The 20,218-nt window shown below is 57.6% G+C and carries 14 protein-coding genes; 4 read left to right on the top strand and 10 right to left on the bottom strand.

What is annotated here, in order from left to right:
- Positions 1-22 precede the first annotated feature (22 nt).
- The 9 genes from U9J39_RS24790 to U9J39_RS24750 all read right to left on the bottom strand — a co-directional run bounded on the left by U9J39_RS24790 (position 23) and on the right by U9J39_RS24750 (position 10,172).
- Entirely contained in the window at positions 23-1,276 is a 1,254-nt protein-coding gene (locus U9J39_RS24790) for a CaiB/BaiF CoA transferase family protein (protein WP_326348358.1), read from the bottom strand.
- A 2-nt stretch (positions 1,277-1,278) separates the two neighbouring features.
- Positions 1,279-2,295, bottom strand: coding sequence for a Bug family tripartite tricarboxylate transporter substrate binding protein (locus U9J39_RS24785; protein ID WP_326348357.1), 1,017 nt, complete (start codon positions 2,293-2,295; stop codon positions 1,279-1,281).
- A 32-nt stretch (positions 2,296-2,327) separates the two neighbouring features.
- Entirely contained in the window at positions 2,328-3,476 is a 1,149-nt protein-coding gene (locus U9J39_RS24780) for a CaiB/BaiF CoA transferase family protein (RefSeq protein WP_326348356.1), read from the bottom strand.
- 1,097 nt (positions 3,477-4,573) lie between these two features.
- Positions 4,574-4,867 carry a hypothetical protein gene (locus U9J39_RS24775; RefSeq protein WP_326348355.1) on the bottom strand — a complete coding sequence of 98 codons (294 nt, stop codon included), beginning with the start codon at positions 4,865-4,867 and terminating at the stop codon, positions 4,574-4,576.
- A gap of 12 nt (positions 4,868-4,879) precedes the next feature.
- Positions 4,880-5,047: a hypothetical protein gene (locus U9J39_RS24770; protein WP_326348354.1), complete on the bottom strand. Its 168-nt coding sequence runs from the start codon at positions 5,045-5,047 to the stop codon at positions 4,880-4,882.
- A 229-nt stretch (positions 5,048-5,276) separates the two neighbouring features.
- Positions 5,277-5,561 carry a hypothetical protein gene (locus U9J39_RS24765; protein ID WP_326348353.1) on the bottom strand — a complete coding sequence of 95 codons (285 nt, stop codon included), beginning with the start codon at positions 5,559-5,561 and terminating at the stop codon, positions 5,277-5,279.
- A 1,041-nt stretch (positions 5,562-6,602) separates the two neighbouring features.
- On the bottom strand, positions 6,603-7,592 hold the full coding sequence (locus U9J39_RS24760) for an ATP-binding protein (protein ID WP_326348352.1): 990 nt from the start codon (positions 7,590-7,592) through the stop codon (positions 6,603-6,605).
- Positions 7,585-9,546 carry a hypothetical protein gene (locus U9J39_RS24755; RefSeq protein WP_326348351.1) on the bottom strand — a complete coding sequence of 654 codons (1,962 nt, stop codon included), beginning with the start codon at positions 9,544-9,546 and terminating at the stop codon, positions 7,585-7,587. The genes U9J39_RS24760 and U9J39_RS24755 overlap by 8 nt, the downstream gene beginning before the upstream one ends.
- Positions 9,543-10,172, bottom strand: coding sequence for a hypothetical protein (locus U9J39_RS24750; RefSeq protein ID WP_326348350.1), 630 nt, complete (start codon positions 10,170-10,172; stop codon positions 9,543-9,545). Before U9J39_RS24750 ends, U9J39_RS24755 begins: the two co-directional genes overlap by 4 nt.
- A gap of 947 nt (positions 10,173-11,119) precedes the next feature.
- Here U9J39_RS24750 and U9J39_RS24745 point away from each other — a divergent pair.
- The 3 genes from U9J39_RS24745 to U9J39_RS24735 are packed head-to-tail and all read left to right on the top strand — an operon-like array spanning position 11,120 to position 18,539.
- Positions 11,120-12,331, top strand: a complete 1,212-nt coding sequence (locus U9J39_RS24745) for a restriction endonuclease-related protein (protein ID WP_326348349.1) — start codon at positions 11,120-11,122, stop codon at positions 12,329-12,331.
- Entirely contained in the window at positions 12,328-15,786 is a 3,459-nt protein-coding gene (locus tag U9J39_RS24740) for an ATP-binding protein (RefSeq protein ID WP_326348348.1), read from the top strand. Before U9J39_RS24745 ends, U9J39_RS24740 begins: the two co-directional genes overlap by 4 nt.
- Positions 15,783-18,539 (top strand): RNaseH domain-containing protein, encoded by a 2,757-nt coding sequence (locus U9J39_RS24735; protein WP_326348347.1) that lies wholly within the window; start codon positions 15,783-15,785, stop codon positions 18,537-18,539. The genes U9J39_RS24740 and U9J39_RS24735 overlap by 4 nt, the downstream gene beginning before the upstream one ends.
- Positions 18,540-18,624: 85 nt before the next feature.
- Here U9J39_RS24735 and U9J39_RS24730 read toward each other — a convergent pair whose 3' ends face one another.
- Positions 18,625-18,915 (bottom strand): hypothetical protein, encoded by a 291-nt coding sequence (locus U9J39_RS24730; RefSeq protein WP_326348346.1) that lies wholly within the window; start codon positions 18,913-18,915, stop codon positions 18,625-18,627.
- A gap of 809 nt (positions 18,916-19,724) precedes the next feature.
- Here U9J39_RS24730 and U9J39_RS24725 point away from each other — a divergent pair.
- On the top strand, positions 19,725-20,218 hold a 494-nt coding region (locus tag U9J39_RS24725; protein WP_326348345.1), incomplete at its 3' end, for an alcohol dehydrogenase catalytic domain-containing protein.

Raw genomic sequence — 20,218 nt, 5'->3', positions numbered from 1 at the left:
GAGCCATATGCTCTGACCCTGCTCAGGTCACCTTCGACGAGTGCAGCGCCTCGATTTGCTGCGCATTCATGTGTAGCCAGTCGCCCAGTACGCTATCGGTGTGCTGACCCAGCCGGGGCGGCAGGCCGGCCTCCGGCTCGGGAGTATCCGACATCTTGATCGGATTGCCCGCGACCTGGATGGCACCCCATGCCGGGTCCTGCAGGGTCATCAGCATTTGACGCGCGGCAACGTGCGGGCATTCGAAGACATCTGCAATGTCATTGACCGCCGAAGACGGTACCCCGCCTTCGCGCAGTGCTTCGACGGCCTCCGCGCGGGTGCGCGTAGCCAGCCATGTGTCGATATGCGGGTTGAGTGCGTTGCTGTTCGCGCTGCGGGCCATCCCGTCCTGGAAGCGCGCATCCTCCAGCAGCGCGGGCATGCCGATCACCTCGCAGAAGCGCTGCCAGATATGATCCCCAAGCACGGCGATGACGATATACCCGTCGCTGGCGCGGAAGGTGCCAAATGGCGCGGTCACTGCATGCAGTCCGGGGGGCGCCGGCTTATGGAACGCCGAATACATCGCGACCGAGATTTCGTTCTGTACCAGAGAGGCGTCATAGAGTGAAATGTCGACCTTCTTCCCCAACCCGGTTCGTTCGCGCTGGTAAAGCGCCAGCAGCGCGCCCTGTGCGGCAAGGATCCCGCCCTGCAGGTCGGTCATCGAGAAGCCGAGGTAAGTCGGTCGGTCTCCCTGGCGCTCGGGACGGTACATTAGCCCACTGAGTGCCTGTCCGATGATGTCGAAGGCCGCGTAGTCCGTGTACGGGCTCGGCAGCACATCTTCATGCCCGAAACCGGAAATCGCGACATAGATGAGGCGCGGATTATGCTCGCGAAGCGCGCTATAGCCAATGCCGAGGCGGTCCATCACGCCGGGCCGCAGGTTCTCAAGGACAATGTCCGCCTCGCATGCCAGTTGCGCGAAGATCCGTTTGCCCTCGGGGTGCTTGAGGTCCAGCGTGACGCTCTTCTTGTTCCGGTTGCTGCGCAGGAAGGACAAGCTCTGCACGGAGCCGTCCTCGGCGCTCTTCACCGGGGTGGTACTGCGCGCAAAATCCCCGCCGTCACGCGACTCCACTTTGACGACCTCGGCACCGGCGTCCGCGAGCCACATCGAGGCAAACGGTCCGGCAACAAAATTCTCAACCGCCAGGACTCGCACGCCGCTCAGGGGTCGCTCGGAGTTGTTCGTGCTGGCCGCGGTGGCAGTATTCTCGTTGGCGTTCATGGTTAGTCGGGCTGGTAATTCATCTCGGTGAAAAGACCCTTCCAGATCCCCACCTCTTCAGTCAGCTGCTTTGAAAAAGCGGACGGCGAAGACGTCACCACGGTGCCGGTCAGCCGTGTCTCCACCGCGTCCTTGAATTGCTTGTCGGCGGACAAGGTCTGGAGATCGCGCGCAATCCGGGCAACCACAGCGGACGGCGTAGATTTCGGCACGAAGACCCCAGCCCACAGTAGCGGCAGGTAGCCCTTGTAGCCCACAGCCTCGGACAGCGTTGGCACATCGGGCAGGTTCGGATAGCGCTCGGTACTGATCGCTGCAAGCGGTTTCAGATTTCCCGCATCCATCTGAGCTTTCATTGAACTTGGCGTGTTCATCATGAACTGTGCGTCATTGCGTATCACCGCAAGATTCATGGCGCCAACGCTGTTGAAGTCGAGCTTCGTGTACCGCATGCCTAGCGATTTGTTCAGCAGTCCCATCGTCAGGTCGAAGATCGACGTTGGGCCTGCGCCGCCGAAGAACAGTCCGTCGGAACTGCTTTTACTCAACTTGACCAGATCCCGCATCGTTTTCGCCTTGAGCGCGGTTTCGGCATTCACCGCAACCACGAGCTGATAGTTGATGACCTTGTACACGGGTACCAGGTCGACCATCGGGTCGAACTTCAGGTTCTTGGTGGTGAACTTGGGCAGGATGGAGCTTTGCGTGCCCAGCAGGATGGTATGGCCATCCGTGGCGTTCACGACATACTCCGTGCCGATCACGCCGCCCGCCCCGGGCTTGTTCTCTACGATCACGGGCTGCTTCCAAATGCCCTCCAGCCGTTGGGCAAGAATGCGCGCCAGGATATCGCCCGACGAGCCGGCTGCCAGCGCGATCACAATCTTCACCGGCTTGGTCGGCCATTGCTCGGCCGCTGCGGTCCGTGGCAGCAGAAGTGCCGGGCAGCCCGCGAGCAAGGCAGCGCCGGCCAGGCGCAGCCATTTTCGCCGGCCGGTCGGTTTCAGAACGTCACTCATGTCTCTCTCCATTGTTATATGTCATCTAGTCGTCAAGACTTGGACCGCTTGGCCAGGAGCGCAAGATCCGCGTTGTCGTGACCGACGTCCCGCGCCGCCGACAGCGGCGGCGGGCGCTTGCCATTGAACGACAGCGGCAAGCCGACGGCAGCGAGCTCATCGTCCGACGGCTTGCCGATAATGCCAAGCGCTTCCGTTTGCGGGTGCTCCACCAGTTCTTTGGTCGTCTGGATCGGTGCGCACGGTAGTCCGGCCACGCCCAGCCGCTCCTGCCAGTAGGCACGCGGATACTCGCGCAGGCGGTCTCCGATTAGTCCGTCGATCAGGGCCCGATTGCGCAGGCGCGCCGCATTCGTGGCGAAGCGCTCGTCGCCAGCCCACTCTGGGCGGTCCAGCGTCTCGCAAAGCCGCGCGAACAGCGCGTCGTTCGCACAACTGATGATCAGATCACCGTCCGCAGTCTGGTAGGCGCGATGCGGCACAATAAAGGCGACGCCAGATCCATGGCGCGAGCCCGGCTCGCCGTCGGCGTTGTAGTTGGCGACGCCGATCGACATCCAGGCAATGGCAGTCTCCAGCAGCGAGCTGTTGACGGTCGCGCCGGCCTGCTTCTGTTGTCGGCGAAACAGTGCGGCGAGAACACCAATGACGGCCCACATACCCGTGCCGAAGTCGACAATGGACACCCCGGCACGCACCGGCGACTGGCCCTCCTCGCCCGTAATGCTCATGATTCCCGCGAACGCCTGCATCAGCGGGTCATACCCAGGCGCGGTATTCAGCGGCCCCTGGTGGCCAAAAGCCCCGATCTCGCAGCAGATCAGCTCCGGCTTGGTCACACGCAGGCTATCGGCATCGAGCCCGTACTGCGCCGCCGAGCCGGGGCGAAGGTTATGAAAGAAAACGTCGGCGCGCTCCGCGATGAGTTGGTGGAGCGTGGCAAGATCATCGGGATCCTTGATGTCAAGGCTGATGAAGCGCTTGCCGCGGTTGATGGCGTGGAAGGCCGCGCCGCTGCCCTTCCACTTGCTCGGCCCCCAGCCGCGCGCCGAGTCGCCCGAGGGCCGCTCGATCTTCCAGACATCTGCGCCGAGCGCTGCCAGGATCTGGCCGGCGAACGGCGCCGAAGCGCTGTCACTCAGCTCGACCACCACCACACCGTCGAGAGGCAAATCATGCATTGCTGATACGCTCCTTGGTTTGATATGCGTTGTATTGCGTCCGCTTTGACCGGACGCATGCGCGAAGAGTAGAGGCGCGTCGCCGTCTCGCCAACTGGCCTTTTTCGAAACGGCGATTCGGAGGGATTGAAGTGGCGAGTCGCAGTGGCCTGGTCCCTTAGGCCTACTCGGGCGCGGCAGCACGCTCGCGGACCCGCCCCGTTGCTTATCAACTCAGTTTCCCCGCGTGACCATTTATCCAAAGCGCCGTTATCGGCGCTTTTATTGTGCGCCGCTGTCTGAATCCATACTTTGGATTAAGGGCGCCCTACCGCGATGGGGATTTCTCGCTCAACGCTTATGGGTACCCCCTCGACGCTTTGCTACGACACACCGCCCCAATTCAGATGAACCGAGATGGCGGAATGCACGGTCGAGCGGGACCTGAGCGTCGCGCCAAATCCCGAGTCAATCAGACGTTCCATCGCGGTCAGGCACCGCTTGCTGCCAAGGCGAATTTCCTACATTGGCTCGTGGATCAAATCAATGCTGATGGATTTGTCAACTAGCTCGCCGGCCTCCGGCACCCGATAACCGACGCTCCGATATATGACATCCTCTGGGTCACCGGACACCGGACACCGGCTGCGCTCTCGCTTCACTGGCTGGGGCCGTGCGGACGCTGGTAGCCGCCACATTGACGACCACCGGTTGGCCCCACATGCCAAAGCGCGGAGCCAAGCAATCGCGCCGTTCTCCATCGCGACTCCGCCGAGTTTCCCACAGCTTGTATCCGGTTCCGACAAACACGGCCCGGCTACCGGCTGCTGGCACATGCAAAACCAAGTAGAAATTGAGCAGGACAGACGCTGGCACAAGGTCGATAGGCACCGCACGATAAGGATGGTCCGCCAGTACCGCAGGCTCCGTGTCACGATGCAGGATCCACGAACTCTCACCTTCGCTCACCTCTGCCAGCACGTCGCCGGCCCGCCAACGCCGCGCCATCTCAGCGCGCAGGAACTTGTCAGACCGGGCTACGCCCTGCTTAACCGAGAGGCCTAGCCACCGAGACCCGTCGATCTCCGCGTGAAAGGCATTAAAGTAGAGTACTGTCGTCATGCCGCCGCGCTCGCATCGAGACTGCTGAGCGCCGTGCCGATTACACAGTGTTCGGCTACATGCACAAACGCGATATCCCAGTCGTCTGCCGCCGCTGGCACCAGTAAATCTCCTGAAAGTACACTGTCACGCGCACCTGCCGCTCGGCCAGTGTTGGCAGTGCCGGAACGCATATAGGTAGCGCCTGGCCGCCCATTCTCCAGGCCGCCTTCTGCCTGCATGAGGTGCAACTTCATCCGAGCATCTTCGAAGAGCTTCTCCAGCGATGCCTCATTCGATGCATCGTCCATCGACGCGTGTGACTACGCCTTGGCATCCACGCACGCATCGCACTGTGGAATGAACAGGTCGCAACGCTCGAATAGGTGCGCCGGCACGACGCCGTCCGGCATAACCGGCTTCTTGCAATATTGTTCGATAAGGACTCGGCACTCCTGCTCATACTCCACGGCAACAACGACTTCGCGCATCAGGTTCGGGCCTACAAACAGCGCCCCGTCGCGTGGCGCTTCTGCTCGCCCTTCACCTCCGTGTGAATGGCCTTGGTATGTGCCAGCAGCGCATCGTTGCTCACGCGGCCTCGGGGGCAAACTCACTGCGGGGGGTGTTATGGGGATGCGCACGAATACGCTCGCAGACGAAAAGTTCGCGCGATGCGAGCGCAGTGAGGCCCAGCGCTCGGCAGATGAACGCACGTCTTCAGCGTAGAAGGCTGCGCTGAAACGGACGTAGTGGCATTCCGGCAACACTCTCGAACGCCACGAAGCCTCGACAGCACTCTTCGTTGTCGAAACTAGCCACTGCGGCACTTTCCATGAGTTCAATCAGAAAACCGTCAAACACGATGGGCGTTCCGCGCTTGAGAATTCTCACGATGGTCGCATAGAGGCAGAGGGTCACGGCCCGCACGGACAAACGGTTCTGGCTGCGACGCAAACATTGCAGTTCCTTTGTCGCCCAGACATGTCGAAGGTCGTCCGTCAATGAGTAAATCCCGAAGTTAAGCCCATCATCAAAGAAATAGCGGAGAACGTGAAGGGCTGCAACGTGATGATCCTGCGATTCAACCCTTAGCAGTCTACCGTCCCGCCACACCCTGGAGCTGTGTCGCTCTGGACATGATGCCATTCTTGATAGCAGCCATTTCGTCAGCATGCGCAGCGTAGCCCGATACACGAGATCGATGTACCGACGTTCGTCCTTCCGACGCCTCGATTGAAACAATAGTGTCCCGTCTCGTCGTAAACACCAACTGAGTATAGTTACATAGTGCTTAGAGTTCTCCAGGCTTGGCGGAAGGACAGGGGAAAGACGAGCGCATAGCGCGTACGCAAGCGCTTCCCGACTCTCCCAATAGCGGCCAATCATTGCGTCAGCGGATCCAACCTCACCGTGAGCCAGATGTAGACGGTTTGCCCAAGCCATTAGATTCTCGAACCTTCGGTGAAGTTCTGCGTCGTGATCTCGGAATTCACGATGCATGAGAGGAAAGAACTCCCCGCCGGAGATCGATGCTCGGCAGGCTTTGCAGTAATAGGGACTCGATGTGTTACAGGCTTCAATCACGCCAGGTAGTGCACGCCCACAACTTTGACAGCGAGAAGTCAACGGTACCGCGTGGACGGGACACAAGGGTAGCGCAGCGCATTGAAACCAAAAGCTGTGGTATCCGGATTCCAAACACAATGGACATATCCTCAGCACCGATGAAAACAACGCACCCAAGAGGCAGGACGCGCGCCCGGTCATGGCGCTCGTTTCCTCGACCGGGCGCTGCAGAATGACGGAAGCGCTCTCCAGCGCCGCGGCTAGTACCTTGGACGCGTCAAAGTAGGATCGATGCCCTCTGCCCCAGTAACGTTTGACATGCAGCACCCTCAAGTCGCCCTCGCTTAGGTCATTTAGCTGAACCCAGCGCATCAGTACAGACAACGTCGATTCATAAGGTAGCGGACCCCATTGGACGCCTGTCCAAGCCCGCAGTCCTCTGCCCGCTTCGGCAGCGACCATAATGAGCAAAACATCCTAGTCGTCTAACATTCCGGCCGCATGCGCTGCCGCCGCATCCCAGTACTTCGTTTCCAGACTCCCATTTTTGAAGTCGTCGTCAGCAACGCGAACGACGAAATACGACAGTGCTTCGAAAATTCGACGACTAAGCAAGTATTCTTCCACTTTTTTGTTCGCCCCCTCTACAATCTCTATCGCTCTAATCAAACCTAGGCCTGCAAAGGCATTCCACAGGTTTTCCCAATTGTTCTCGAACCGATATCCATCTGCAACCGCCTGCGGAAAAAAGTACTGAGCCCACGAGCATCCAGACCCATTCGGCCAGACCTTGATGTCAACAGCGCGGAGCAAGGCTTGAAGGGATGCTTTGTTGTAGCCTCGCAACCTCACTCGGTGAAGGCCAAACCGATCAGCACACGCACCGGCTCGCCCGCGCGTCTGCATGGAATCCAGCTTCGCCTTCAAGTACGGGTCCTCCCCACAGGTCACCACGATCAATGAATATCGTTTCGCCACAAGTTCATTTTGTATGTCCTTGAGAAAATCAAAGTCCTCCGGCAGAAACGCCTGAGCTTCGTCCAATAGCAATACCACCGTGTTCCACAGCGTCGTACTAGCCAAAACTTCCAAGCTATCGCAGACGCGTGCTTTAAGTCTAGGAGTTTCTCCGCTGAGAGTCGGATGATTTATTGACCGAAGAAATTCTATGAAAAAAGCACGAATGGAAGGCACCTGCCTGTTCGCTGCGGAGTAGTGCAGTGTCGCAATACTGCTTCCAAAATCATTCGGCAATTGTTCACGCAGCGCGCGCAAGAGCGAGGTCTTCCCCTCACCCTTTACCTCTGAGACGTAGAAGCTTCGACGCTGCAATATACACAGCTTGCATGCCGCATAAGCGTGTCTTATCGGTGGCGTCCACAATGGGGTATTGCTCTCGTGTGCGAGAAGCGGATGTGTACCGGTTTGCAAACGACTACGGATATCATCGAGAATAGCTTCAGACATCATCGTTTCCCCTGGTATTGCGAAATGCTCCGAATACCCCCCGCGGTTCCCTGCTGCCGCGCTGAGCAGATGACGCGGTTGGCTTCTCCACCGGGTCGTACGCGATCTCACGCTGTAGTTTGGCGATTTCCAAAGCTTCGCGTTTACTTCGCTTTTTGGGCTTCTGATCGATGAGTGCTTGACGCCTCGCCTTTAGAATCTCATGCACAAGCCGAGGGTCTCGTTCGGCTGGGCGGGCAAGGGCTTTCCGATTCATGACTCGCCGAGCCAGAATCGAGTACTTCCAATCGGCCCAGCGGGCGTCCGGATTTAGTTGTCCAAGATCCTGCCCCGTACGGAGGACGACGGCCCATGCTTTGCGAATGTCCATCCGCTGGACTTGAAGTTCCACCTTCTGTCCAATCAGCGTGAAATCAGAGGAAAGTCGCTCATTTGTATAGCGGCATCGGTCAAATTGAACGTAGGGCCGGACGCCTTTCTTCACGGAACCACGGACAGTGGCCACCACCTTATGCATCAGTAGTCGTAGCTCTGGCTCGCTCGCGTTTGGCAAAGGCTGTGGTAACCAATCGAGTTCCGGCCGTATCGCATAGTCTTCCAGTATGTCGTGAATAGTGCTGCGAAAGAATTTTTCCGGCGTAAATACCGTGTGATGCTCTGCGATGACGGCATCGAGGATTGCCGTAAGATCCTTGTCACGCAGCGTGTACAGTGCCGCCTCCTTCTCTGGCTCGCGGCGCCGCGGGTCATGCGGCCCACTGCCATAGGTACACCTCAGTCGATGGAGGCCCCGCTCAGCCAGCTTTCCATTGAGTCGTTCAATGAAGGGGCGGAGCCACCAGGCACGCGGAACGCCGAACTCAACCGCGCAACCAAGGACATCGATGACGTTGTTCACAAAGTCATCGGCAACGTTCGCCCACCCATTGTCAACTTTAAGTAGGCAACACCCCTGGCGGGCGTATAGGAGAATCAGATTCGGTAGGAGTGAAGCCTGTTCAGGTACAACCTCGCGCATCAATGGTGCGTCGTCGTCCTGTGCTGCCGGCATCAACGAACTAAGGACAGTCTGGAGGGCTGTATCGGACGACGGCTCGGCCTCATAAGCGACGTGATAGCCACATACGCCCCCAGTGCACGCGTCGGCCAGCAAACCGACATACCAACGCGCGACAAGCAAACGATGTAGGTGGCCATAGCGGTCCTCGAACTCGATGTACCCAGGCGCATCCTGCCGGACATAATCTAATTCCAAGATCGAAAATGGCATCCACGCTTGGATCAAGCGTGGATGGCCCCTCCCGATCCTCAAGTGCCACGCGGCCTCCTCCCCACTGCGCTCCCGGATGTATGCATTAGGCTTGGTTTTCAACAGCGCTTGCAAATAGTTCCGCAGCGCAGAGTAGCCATGATTCTTCGTATTCAAAGGCCATTGACCCGGCTTGAGTTTTCCTTTCAATTCCTCGCAAAACTCCTTGTGAATATTGGCGATTGATTTCCTGGCCTCAACATATTCGCCGTCGTCATTCTGCCCAAGAAACTGTTTTGTGACTCGCGTACGCAGCCAGGGAAAGCGATCGAATAGCTGGCCCAGGGCGCCAGCGAAGCCGCTTGAGCAGCTTGCACCCAATGCAAAGTTGCGCTCTGCTGACTTAGTCCGCCTGTACGTCACGACGTGAAGTCCTGGATGAAGCGCACGAAAACCGAAAATCCGCTTATCGGGGGCGATGGCAAGACAGCGCCTGATGATGCGACGAAGGTTATCGTCAAAAATCATCGTTTGCGTTGCAATATCTCTACAGCTGCATCCTGCCATGTAGAGAGCGATCGCCTCCTTCTTGCGCGCTACGACACGACGTGCATTTTCATCGAGGTGAGATACGTCGATATCTGGCCAAGCTGCGGTATCCTGCAATTCCGCCGGAATCATAGAGCGTCTCGCGCCTGTTTTCATTTTGCACTCCTTGAAAGCAAGGAACGCCGCGAAAACAATTGCTTCTTGAGTTCGGTTCGCAAAGCCCCTACCGCCAGTTGCTGTGCAACGGCAGCGAGCATAATGGCAACATCAATGCCCGGCTGAGCAATAACTTCGCTCAGCGCAATGGTATCGCGGTCCTCAAGGAGACCCGAGAGCACCAACAGCTCTTTGCCTGCGTACTTGCCATGTGCACGGGTACGTGCTGCACAGAGGAATCTCCAATTTTGCGGAAGTAGCCCGGCAGCGCGAATTTGTGCTTCGGACTTAATGATGATGGGATACGGGCACTGATCTTCCTTTGGCAAACCGCGGCGGCTGAAATACCAGCGCTCAACGGTTTCATCCACAAAATGGACGTCCACGGCGTCGGAAGCGGAAACATCGCCGGAATAATCTGAGCGCAAGATATATCGGCGAATCTCGGGGTTCCCCTCCGCCAACATCAGGTGCCAGAAGCAAACTTGCCCAAATACCGCCAACCTCTTGTCGTTCTTGGGGGACTCAAAAACGTACAGGTTGCGCAAGCCTCGTCCGGGCAAGTCAATATAATGCCGCGCAGCCATCGTTCGCGGCATAACTACCGCGTGTGCCTCGTGTTTCATCGCGACTCCTCATATTCGTGAGGGATGAGACCAGGCCTTGCGCGGCAGTAAAACATTCCCCTTGACTTCTGGGAAGAAATGAAGCAAAGTCAATCCAAGCTTGCGGGGATGTTTCGGGTATGTGCGAGCAAAGCACTGGCCGGGATTCTTTCAGGTGATAGTCTTCTCCTCGTCGTGTCGGACGATTTAGATTTCGGCGCGAGATCAGCCGTTACTGATCTCGCGCCGTGCTGTTTTCAAGCACGAGCAATTGACTCGTGATTGTATCTGTCATAGTCGCCTCCCCAAAAATTTCAAGCTTTATCGGCCGAGCCAGAAACCTCGCCAAGACTCGCCAAGATGATTTAGAGACGCACGACGGGAGGAGGCACCCGCGCATTTTGGTCAGCATATAAATAAAATATTTTTGATTATCCATGGCGCACAAGTTTCTCGCATTTTTGAGGGAAGCTTGACCCATTTTCAGAAAACCTCATATTCCCTCGGCGTCAGAAGGCACGAATGCGTCGCATTTTTGCGTGATCGACGCTCCATATGGCCTTTTGAGCACCGCGGACGTGATCGCGACCAAAGTGGCCCGTCGACCACGCGCGCGACATTGTCATTTGTGCTGAATACCAGCCTCGATTAGGATATTGGAACGTCATACTGACGACCCTCCCGGAGGCGTTCTGATGCCGGCTCTGCCATTGCAGCTTAGAAGTCACACGTCGTGGGAAGGATCCCTTGACGATTTGGCTGTCACCGCCGCAGGTCTGCTAGGCACACAGGCTTGGCAAGGTCAGATGCTGCGCCCCCCGTCGCGCTCTGTAGTCGTGGACTATCGTTCTGCAGGACTAATATCCCCTGCCATTCGTAAGCGCTATCAGTGGCGTCATCTGGTACAGCTGGTCGTCGCTTGCGTGCTAGTGCAATCCGGCCATAGCCGGAAGTTGGCAGCGCAGCGCATGCAGTCGTTGGATCCATCGGAGTTGATTGCCCTGCTCGCCGCGAAGGGCGGGTCTACTCTCGCCGACCTGGGCGAACCAGGCTTGAGTACCGTTGACCAGGAACGCGCCCTAGCGCTGGTTCACGAAACCGTCTGCCTACTCGCAGTCGGCTTGGTCGATCATTTCCAGCGAGCACGCTCGGGCCGCTTGCTCGTCCATGACGCAGAACTCTCGCCCGCCCTGCTTGCAGCGATGTCGCGGATGGCCAGCCTACACGTTATGTTCGGCATGCCGGTCAGATCCGATGGCGCACACACCATAGTTGCGCAATGCCGCCACGCCTTGCGCGCCCGCGACTGGGGGATACCCGTCTTTGACGCCCCAGGCTGTCGCTTCCATGGCATTCGCTTGCTCGATGCCCTGACTTGTCTTCCGACGATCGAATGCATGGATTTGGCACGTCAGGCCGGTTCTGAGATCGACCTGGACGAGCAGCAGGCGTTTGCCCAACTGCATTCGGTTTGCGACCAATTTGGGACGCGTGGCAGTGATGTTTATTCTACGTTGCGAGAATTCATCACGAGACATCCCATATCTTCCGCGGCAGAGATACGCCGATTCTTGAGTACGCGTAGCTTGCAATTGGCGGCCCCCTTTCTGGCCGCCTGTTACGAATCGGTGCAACCTCACCATCTCGTAAAAGGTGTCGTGCTACGCTGCGCGACTTGCGGAGCCCCCACCGGAAACTCAGTAGTTGAAGGGCATGTGTGTTGCACGGTGCGTCAATGTAGTGCCTTTGACGTCCCGGTGCCATTCCAATCGGTGAGACAGGTGCCTATCCAAGACGCCTTGATTGCGAAGCCGCATATTCTGGTCTACTGGTGTGGCCCGGGCCAGGACGAGATCGCTCTGTATGACACGGCGGCCGCAAATCCCCCCGGGCTTGTCGCTACACTGTATCCAGCCCGCGATAAATGCGACGTCAGCTTGGATAACAATGCCATCGGAATCGATGTCAAAAGCCATGCCAATCCATTCCTCCTTGCGGACACGCTGAACCGAAGCGTAGGCGGCTTGGATCTATTTCCCAAAAAGATCATCGCTATCAACGATCAGGCCCTGTCGCGTTTCCCGGGATACTTAGAGATTTTGCGCCGCGAATGCAATAGGACGGACATCGAATTTGTGGCGGTAAGCGCGCTTCGCCGAAAGCTGAGGACACGCTCGTGATCGTCAAACGACTGCAATCACTCGGCTTACATCGGTTGGATCTATTGTGCGCCTACTTCGTCCACGAGCTCGATCTGCACACGCTGCAGCACGCCCCCGCACTGCTCATGGGCTTTCGCAGCGTGGCACGCACACCATTGCTGCGCGATCGGGAGGTTGAACTAGACAACCTTCGCCGAGTTTGCAACGGGCTCTCGACAGTTGCTGCGCTGAAAGCCGCAGCGGTGCGTTACAACGACTCAGCGCTGGCGCCTACCCACCGCCGTCAATTTCGGATTGACGAGCGCTCCCTGGCCATCAAGCCGAAATTTGACATTGCCGCGCCCGAGCTTAGCGAAGCGTTGGCCGCACTAAAGGTACCTCACACACCCGACGCTCATGAGCAGACGTTAGCGGAGTCCGGAAAGCCAATCTCCATTCACGTTCAATTTGGTGGCGAATCGCGCCGCTACCCGATTCAGTCATTGCCCGCCACGTTGCCGTTGCCTCGCCCTCACGAAGCGAGCCGGCCATCGCAGCGGCAGCACTCGATACCGTGGACTGAACTGCTGGCAGAAGCGAGTGAAATGGACGCCATTGATAAGCGCCTTCAATCACCGCGGCCGGGCAACTGGCAGCAACGATTGCAAGCCGTTGCGCTCCATAGCGTGGACAGAGACGGTTGCTTCAACGTCGAGTCGACGTTAAGCCTTGAAGGCCTGAAGCATCTTATAGGACTACCTGGGGCAGGAAAGACAACGCTTCTGATGTGTTTGCTGCGCTATCTTGGCCGCCGCGGGATTAAGATTGCCGTATTCTTCCCCTCCATAGAGGTATGCCGCCAGTATCTGGACGACTTGCGTCGATACGATGTCCGCGGCGGCCTGCTGGTCGGGCAGTCGCGCGAAACGCGACTTCGACACGCTCACAAACTTGCAGAATCGCTGGCGACCGGCGATCCTCTGCGCGGTTTCGGCACATCTTGTGACAGTGCCCATCTATTTGAAGGCGTCTGCGCTCTACCGTCCCTCACGGAAGCACCGGGCTCCGCCTTTGGCATTGCCGATTCCTTCTGCACCAGAGTTCTTCAAAATCCCGTCAACGAAAGCACTGCCAAAGCCGGTAGCACCCAAACCTTAAAGCGCAAGCTTTGCCCTGTGTGGTCGTTGTGCGGGTACTCTCGCGCTGCCGCAGAGCTGCCAAGCACCAACGTTTGGTTCGGGCACATCTTGTCGGCGGATACCCGAGTCCCAGCGCATACCACCCCTCTCGATGAGCGCTACTTCGAACTGATTGCGCGATCTTTTGACCTCGTGATTTTCGATGAGGCTGACCGAGCCCAACAGGATCTCGATCGAGGTGGCATTGCCGAACTTAGTCTTTCCGGCCACGATCGCTCGTTTCATCGACAGATTCAAAGAAGTACTCTACAGCCCATTGCATCGGGACAAAATGCGGTGCTGCATGGCGTGGAATACGCACAAATGGCAATCGAGATTGCGGAGTTCGAGAAGCTCAATGTGGCGTTGACGCATGCCATCCTGCGTCTAACCGAAGATCTACGCAAAGTGTTTGACGGCTTGTTGATGTCCCCTTTGCGAATTATCGGCGACTGGCTCTCTCCCAAGCGACTCAGTTCCTTGAGCGACGGCTTCGGAGCGGATCCGCAGGCACAGTCAAAGGATGCGTTATGTGAACTGTGGGAGAGTGCCGCCATTCAAGCTTTCCAGCTACGCGGTACGCGATCTGCAAGCGTTACGATTCCTGTCGATGTGACAACGCGCTTAGTAAGCGCTTTTCACATGTCATTGGATGAAGCCGTGAGCTTGCACAGCGATCTTTGCCAATTGATGACCGATTGGCTCGCCGAGTCGAGCCTGCAAGAGCTGTCAAACCTCAGCAAGCAGATTGCTCGACGGTTGCATGACGTGAGAAGAATGTCGAGCGACGCGGAGGCCCAGCAACTGATTGGCCTGCTTCTGCCAGTCACCTTCACAATCCTGAGCTACCGTCGCCTCTCCCCAAGGCTTAGCGACATGACAGCACAGGGTCTGCTTGATCCTGTTCGAGTCGACCAGCTCGCATCGCGGTCCTTGCTGCTGGCGTCGCCCGACAATATCTTGGGCAGCTTGAGCGGGGTTCGCTTCTTCTCAACCCCCTCTCAACGCGACCCGTTGGGACATGCTATCGACGTGCAACTACAGTACGTCGTGTTCGCAGGGGCCCCTCGATTGCTAATGTACCGGCTACATGAGTGGATTCGACGTCAGGATGGCATGCCAGATGGTCCCGCAGTACTGCTTACAAGCGCGACCAGCTACCTGCCACCCAGCCCCGCCCACCATATCGCGGTGCCGCCTCACTACGTACTGCAGCGAGTCTCTCCTGAACGCGATGATGCCCCGCCCTCCAAGTACGAGTTTCGCCCAATTTCAGATGGACACGCCTCGGATTCGGCTGTTTTCTTGCGCTTCAGTGGCGAGCGCTCAGACAGCGTACGCATGGCAAATCTTGAGAAAATGGCGTTCGCCTTGCTTGACGGCGGACTAACAGACTCACAAGTCGCTCGGGATTGTGCCCATTTTGATGTTCGCCATGGCATCTCGCGACGCGCCGCATTTGTTGTCAACAGCTATGATCAGGCTCGCCGACTGAAGCAGTTCATCGATCAGCGTCTACCTGCATGGCGCGGCCGCGTCATTGCGGTCGTGGATGACTTACCAGACATCGGATCAACTGAAGGGTATGTGACATCATCTCGCGTTGAATGCCTGGGTGATGATGAATCGTGGACGTTGCTCATATTTCCTTCTGGTGCGCTAGGTCGCGGCACAAACATTGTTTTCACATCCGGCCCTCGTCAGCGCGACGCGGCGATTGGATCGTTGTACTTTTTGACACGCCCACATCCAGCGCCCAATGACATGAGCTTGCCTGTAAGCATGGCTGCGAGAGCCACGCTCGACTTCGATCTTTGCGACGACGACTCCACGTCAGTGGAAGAGATCGGCAAACGACTGCTAGCGGCTCGACGGCAGGCCTATCAGAAGGTAGGCAAGCTACTGCGCCGACCGCTATATGCACGTGCACTTGGCGATCTGTTTGAGCCATTCACTGCAAATATCGCAGTCTCATTGTTACAGACCATTGGCCGTGCGATGCGCAACGGCTGCCCTGTTCAGTGCTTCTTCATTGATCGTGCATGGGCAGAACGCTCAACCAGGGGCGAGGCGGATACGGAAACAAGCAGCATGCTCGTTCAACTACTGCGGTTGCTCGAGCGCGGTGCGGCATCAGAGGATCCCCAGGAAGCTGCCCTCTACCGCGCGCTCTACGGCGCCTTCCTTGAACCGCTATCGCAGACCAAGGGCCTGAAGATCGCCTCCATGGGCGATGACGGTAACCTCGCTGAACCTTGGACGGATAACCCTCTTTGGGTTGCAGACTCCCCCATTCAACCTGAGGCAGGATTATGACGACCGCCGACCGAGATGTGGCTTTCGCGCTGGAATTTTCAGAAAGCGCTCCCCCACTGGTCCACAGCGTTGCGGCTATCCGGTGGTCCACAGACGTCCTTCGTATAATGAAGCAAATTCGTGATGAGGCAACGAGTCGCGCAAAAGAGAAGGATGACGAAGCGTACGTTCACCTGCCCTACGCCAGTCTACGCGCCCAGCTTCAACTGGAAATTGAAGATTGGACCTTCTTGAAGGAAGACATCGGACTACGCTCCTTCCCAGAGCTCACGAAGGAGCCAGAACCATGGGGCCTCTTGCCATACTCCAAGGCACGGGACTCTGTCGAATGCGTGCGTGACGCTTTTGCTCGTTGGTCGGAAGGTGCACTATCCCACTTCTGCCAAGGCCGAGACGCCTATATCCTTGGCATCTCTGCACTACGAAAGCTCAATGAGATCAATCAAGTCGTACGATTCATGCAGTCGCAAGTACGAGTGTTTCCATGGAATATAGCAGGCAAAGCGGGGATGCTCTCTCCGTTTGATGTCTCGGCAGGTTTGCTGGCATCGCAGCTTGCCGGCAAGGAACTCTTTCCGGAGTTAGGCCCGGTGGTGCGGGTCGTCGGAAGTCCCAATAGAAACAAGGCGGAGCTCATGACGCGCCCCCACTACGCGGCCGGCGGATACTTCAGCTTGGTGTGTGAAATCTCCCTCGAGACACTTCCCGGAGCGACTAAGCCCATCGTCTATTTGAAGTTCAAACGACGCCGGTGGGCCGATAGCTTGAATAGTCGCTATCCCGCGAGTCCGACTATTGGGGGATATGTGTTTCCCCACCATGCTCGACCGATTAGTGCGTATCGCTTTAGCGTAATGCGGCGCAAAGGCGCTTGGGTTACCGATCATGGCTATCCGGTCTACGAACATGCACTAGACCTAGTAAAGGGCTATCAGGACGAAGACGTACTTCAGTATCCTTGCGACGAACGCGCCAGTGTAGTTGTCATGGTGAAGGCTGAAGTTGCCGAGGCAAGTCGCTCCAACCTACAGGCTGGGGTCCCTCTCGTCGATCAAGCCGATGCGTTCGCAGCCATCGCACACACGCTCGAAGGATTGGGTCTACGGCCGTTTCTGGGATTCCAATCGAGTAAGCCAATACGTCACAAAGCTCCGCCCTTGGGTGTCATGAAGGCCGAGGTAGCGGTTGCTCGACTGCTCGCCTTACACGGAATCGACGATGCCGACACCGAGAGCGCAATTGAGAACGCCACCTCGGCGCCGTCGAGTCGTTGGTTCAAATTACAGCCTCCAATCCCTGATCCTTCGCACGATCGCGTCGTTGCGGCCATGCAAATGCTGGTCAAGGACACAGCGTATGTAGCGGATGTGGGAAGACAAAGAATTTACTTCTTAAGCCATTCAGCCGATGACATCGAGTGGGTCAAATTGACCGCGAAAGCAATCCTTGGAAACAATACGGAAGTAATCAGTGCACCGTTGCCGATGAACACGTACGGACCAAGAAGTCTTCTGCCAGTTGACACAGGATCGAAGAAGCAACGATTCGATGCACGGGTGCGCGAATGGCAAAGATACGCCGATCAAGTTGGCGTGCCGGATCGCTCGATGTTCCTTATCCAAGCGCCTCTATTCTATGAGACCCCGGAAGGGCAGAAAAAGCCCGATGACAAGATCAACAAATTGGCCGCTAGAAAGGCGCTGGGCAGCAGGGGCTGCACGGTCCAGTATCTGTTACCCAGTGAGCCCGGAAGGATGGATCGATTCCTCCCTCGCCTACAGGCTTCAATACTGGATTTGGCGTTTGGACATGCTGGCTTCGTTTGGGGCCTGAAGCAAGCCCGTGACGCATGCTTCGGTTCCGAAGCGGATGCACCACAGTGGGCTTGTGCAGTGAGCTCGTTGCAGGTAAGTACGGAATGGGATCGTCAACAGTCGGTTTTCGTTGCTACGCGATTGGAATGCGCCACGGGTGAGGCTTGGGTGCGCTTTGCCTATGCTGATGCCGAGCACGTAATGTCGCCTTGGATGCGGTTTGACCAAGGCGCGACGTATCTCGCATCTCGAAGAGTCGAGTTTCCTCGCATGAATGCCGATCAGCGCATACTTCTGGCCAATTTTTTCGCTAGCACATTCGACGACATTACATCGCTCGACGCCAACGCCGTAGTGTTTATTGACTCTACGCGTACTGCTCGTCTGGCCTCTTGGCTCGGTGACGTGGGTGTGCGCACATCCCAACGCCAAATTGCGCCTGGAATCGTGTTGTCACAGCGTTGGCCGATGCTTCGTGTCTTGAGGGTACGTGAGCAAGCCCCATCGATCGGGCAAGAGAAAATTCACGGGCATAGCACTGAACACGGGATGCTCGTCCGATCCTGGACATCCACGCAAAGGCTGTTCGAGGTCGACGGTACGTCGGCGCCAACATTTTGGTCATTGGCCAAACCTTCAACACACCATAAGCGTGGCGCAAGTTGCTATCGCTCAATTGTGCTACCCGCCTTATCAAAACCAGACGAGGCGACTGAACCGTTTGCAATGTTTCCTGCGCAACCGGACAAACAGCATTTGACCTCACGAGCTGTGGAATTCGTGATCCTCCAGAAGCAGCCACATGACTCGAACCTACAACTCGCATCTTTTGCCCAGCATTTGCGCGCCGGAATGTTGACGGCGAGGAACGAGCCATGGGTCACGACCCCGACTCCTCTGAGAATCATCGAAAAGCTCTCAGAATACATGCGCGCATAAGAGTTTTAGCGCTTCAGAACTAGGACCTTTGCTGCAAGAGTTCGCCAGCGCTGGGATATGAAACTGGATCCACGGCGTCATGGCTTCATTGGTGCCGGAATGTGTGGCTGAGCCGGTCGCGCAAGCGAGGCAAGTTGGCCACCCAACCTTTGGTGACCACGTCTTGCGCCGGCAGTCGTTCGCTGGGATGCGCGGCGAAGTATTGCTCGCTCGCCTGCATCAGGCGCGCGGCTTCGCGCGGGAAGCTCGATTGCACCACCATGGCGGCCAGCCGGAATACGTTGGCCTCACGCTGGTTCAGTGCGGACCCAGTGCGCTCGCGTGCAACGGTAGCGCAGCGACGTAGGAGTTCAGCTTCGACGTCACGGGAACTCATGCTGGATCCTCCGATGGGTGGCCCCAACAGATGCCTGCCAATGCACTTAAAAGTGATCTAATGTACACTTTGCGAGACTGTTTCATCCTGGTCCGCGAAGTTTATAACGCGGCTTACGTGTACCAAACTCGTCGAGACGCGGCGCACAGACCTGTATGAACTGCCATGGCGCCAGTTACTACGGCCTAGCGGGAGAAGCAGACTTTATCGCGCGCTAACGGAGGGGCCGTCGATCGCTATCACGGACTCAAATTGCCCGAGCATTTGCGCCTTATGCACCTCCCTACTTTTGCCTCCAGTTTTACGTTCCTCTTACTTTTCCACGTCATGTTTCCGCACGTAGATCGTGGGAGAAAAAATGCCGCGTATTCCAAGGCCAGGCCGCTAGGGTAGCAGTCAAGCCAAATCTCAGCCGACAACTTTACGTTAGAGGACTAAGTTCAAATGTCCGAGTTTGGCTGGCGTAAGCTTGACGGCTTCCAGCGCGCGGGAGCCCGTCATGCCAGCAGGAGCCATTACCATGACGATGCGGCAGATCGACCGGCTCAAGGTCGTTCAAGCGCTGGCAGACGGCCATCTCAAGACCGGGATTGCCGCATCCAGGCTGGGACTAACGCCCCGACAGACCCTGCGCCTGCTGTCGCCGACCGCTGGTAGTGCCCGAGGGCGAAGACCGGGACGCCAGCCACGGCTGATCCCGGCCATCGGCCAACTTGGGTCGGATTTCGGACAAAGCCATGCCGGCCAGATCCACTGCCCTCGCCGCTCGCCTTATAGTCTCGCGCTACACCAATCGACAGGACCGACCGATGAAAACACGTGCAGCAGTTGCCTGGGGTGCGGGAAAGCCGCTGACCATCGAAGACGTCGACCTCGACGGCCCGCGCGCCGGCGAAGTGCTGGTGGAAGTGAAGGCCACCGGCATCTGCCACACCGATTACTACACGCTGTCCGGCGCAGACCCGGAAGGCATTTTCCCGGCGATCCTTGGCCATGAAGGCGCCGGCATCGTCACCGATGTCGGCCCCGGCGTGACCTCGCTCAAGCCGGGCGACCACGTGATTCCGCTGTACACGCCGGAATGCCGCCAGTGCAAGTTCTGCCTGTCGCGCAAGACCAACCTGTGCCAGGCAATCCGCGCGACGCAAGGCAAGGGCCTGATGCCGGACGGCACCTCGCGCTTTTCGATCGACGGCAAGCCCATCCTCCACTACATGGGCACCTCCACCTTCGCCAACCACATCGTGGTGCCGGAGATCGCGCTGGCGAAGATCCGCCCGGATGCGCCGTTCGACAAGGTCTG

The organism is Cupriavidus sp. SS-3 (assembly GCF_035818815.1).
Lineage (GTDB): Bacteria > Pseudomonadota > Gammaproteobacteria > Burkholderiales > Burkholderiaceae > Cupriavidus > Cupriavidus taiwanensis_C.
The sequence above is the reverse complement of the archived record's forward strand: the minus strand, read 5'-3'. Positions and strand labels throughout refer to the sequence as shown.

Excerpts from the sequence above, each read along its gene's own strand:
- U9J39_RS24790 (WP_326348358.1), bottom strand. The coding sequence starts at position 1,276 with ATGAACGCCAACGAGAATACTGCCACCGCGGCCAGCACGAACAACTCC.
- U9J39_RS24785 (WP_326348357.1), bottom strand. The coding sequence starts at position 2,295 with ATGAGTGACGTTCTGAAACCGACCGGCCGGCGAAAATGGCTGCGCCTG.
- U9J39_RS24780 (WP_326348356.1), bottom strand. The coding sequence starts at position 3,476 with ATGCATGATTTGCCTCTCGACGGTGTGGTGGTGGTCGAGCTGAGTGAC.
- U9J39_RS24775 (WP_326348355.1), bottom strand. The coding sequence starts at position 4,867 with ATGGACGATGCATCGAATGAGGCATCGCTGGAGAAGCTCTTCGAAGAT.
- U9J39_RS24770 (WP_326348354.1), bottom strand. The coding sequence starts at position 5,047 with ATGCGCGAAGTCGTTGTTGCCGTGGAGTATGAGCAGGAGTGCCGAGTC.
- U9J39_RS24760 (WP_326348352.1), bottom strand. The coding sequence starts at position 7,592 with ATGTCTGAAGCTATTCTCGATGATATCCGTAGTCGTTTGCAAACCGGT.
- U9J39_RS24755 (WP_326348351.1), bottom strand. The coding sequence starts at position 9,546 with ATGAAAACAGGCGCGAGACGCTCTATGATTCCGGCGGAATTGCAGGAT.
- U9J39_RS24750 (WP_326348350.1), bottom strand. The coding sequence starts at position 10,172 with ATGAAACACGAGGCACACGCGGTAGTTATGCCGCGAACGATGGCTGCG.
- U9J39_RS24745 (WP_326348349.1), top strand. The coding sequence starts at position 11,120 with ATGCAGTCGTTGGATCCATCGGAGTTGATTGCCCTGCTCGCCGCGAAG.
- U9J39_RS24735 (WP_326348347.1), top strand. The coding sequence starts at position 15,783 with ATGACGACCGCCGACCGAGATGTGGCTTTCGCGCTGGAATTTTCAGAA.
- U9J39_RS24730 (WP_326348346.1), bottom strand. The coding sequence starts at position 18,915 with ATGAGTTCCCGTGACGTCGAAGCTGAACTCCTACGTCGCTGCGCTACC.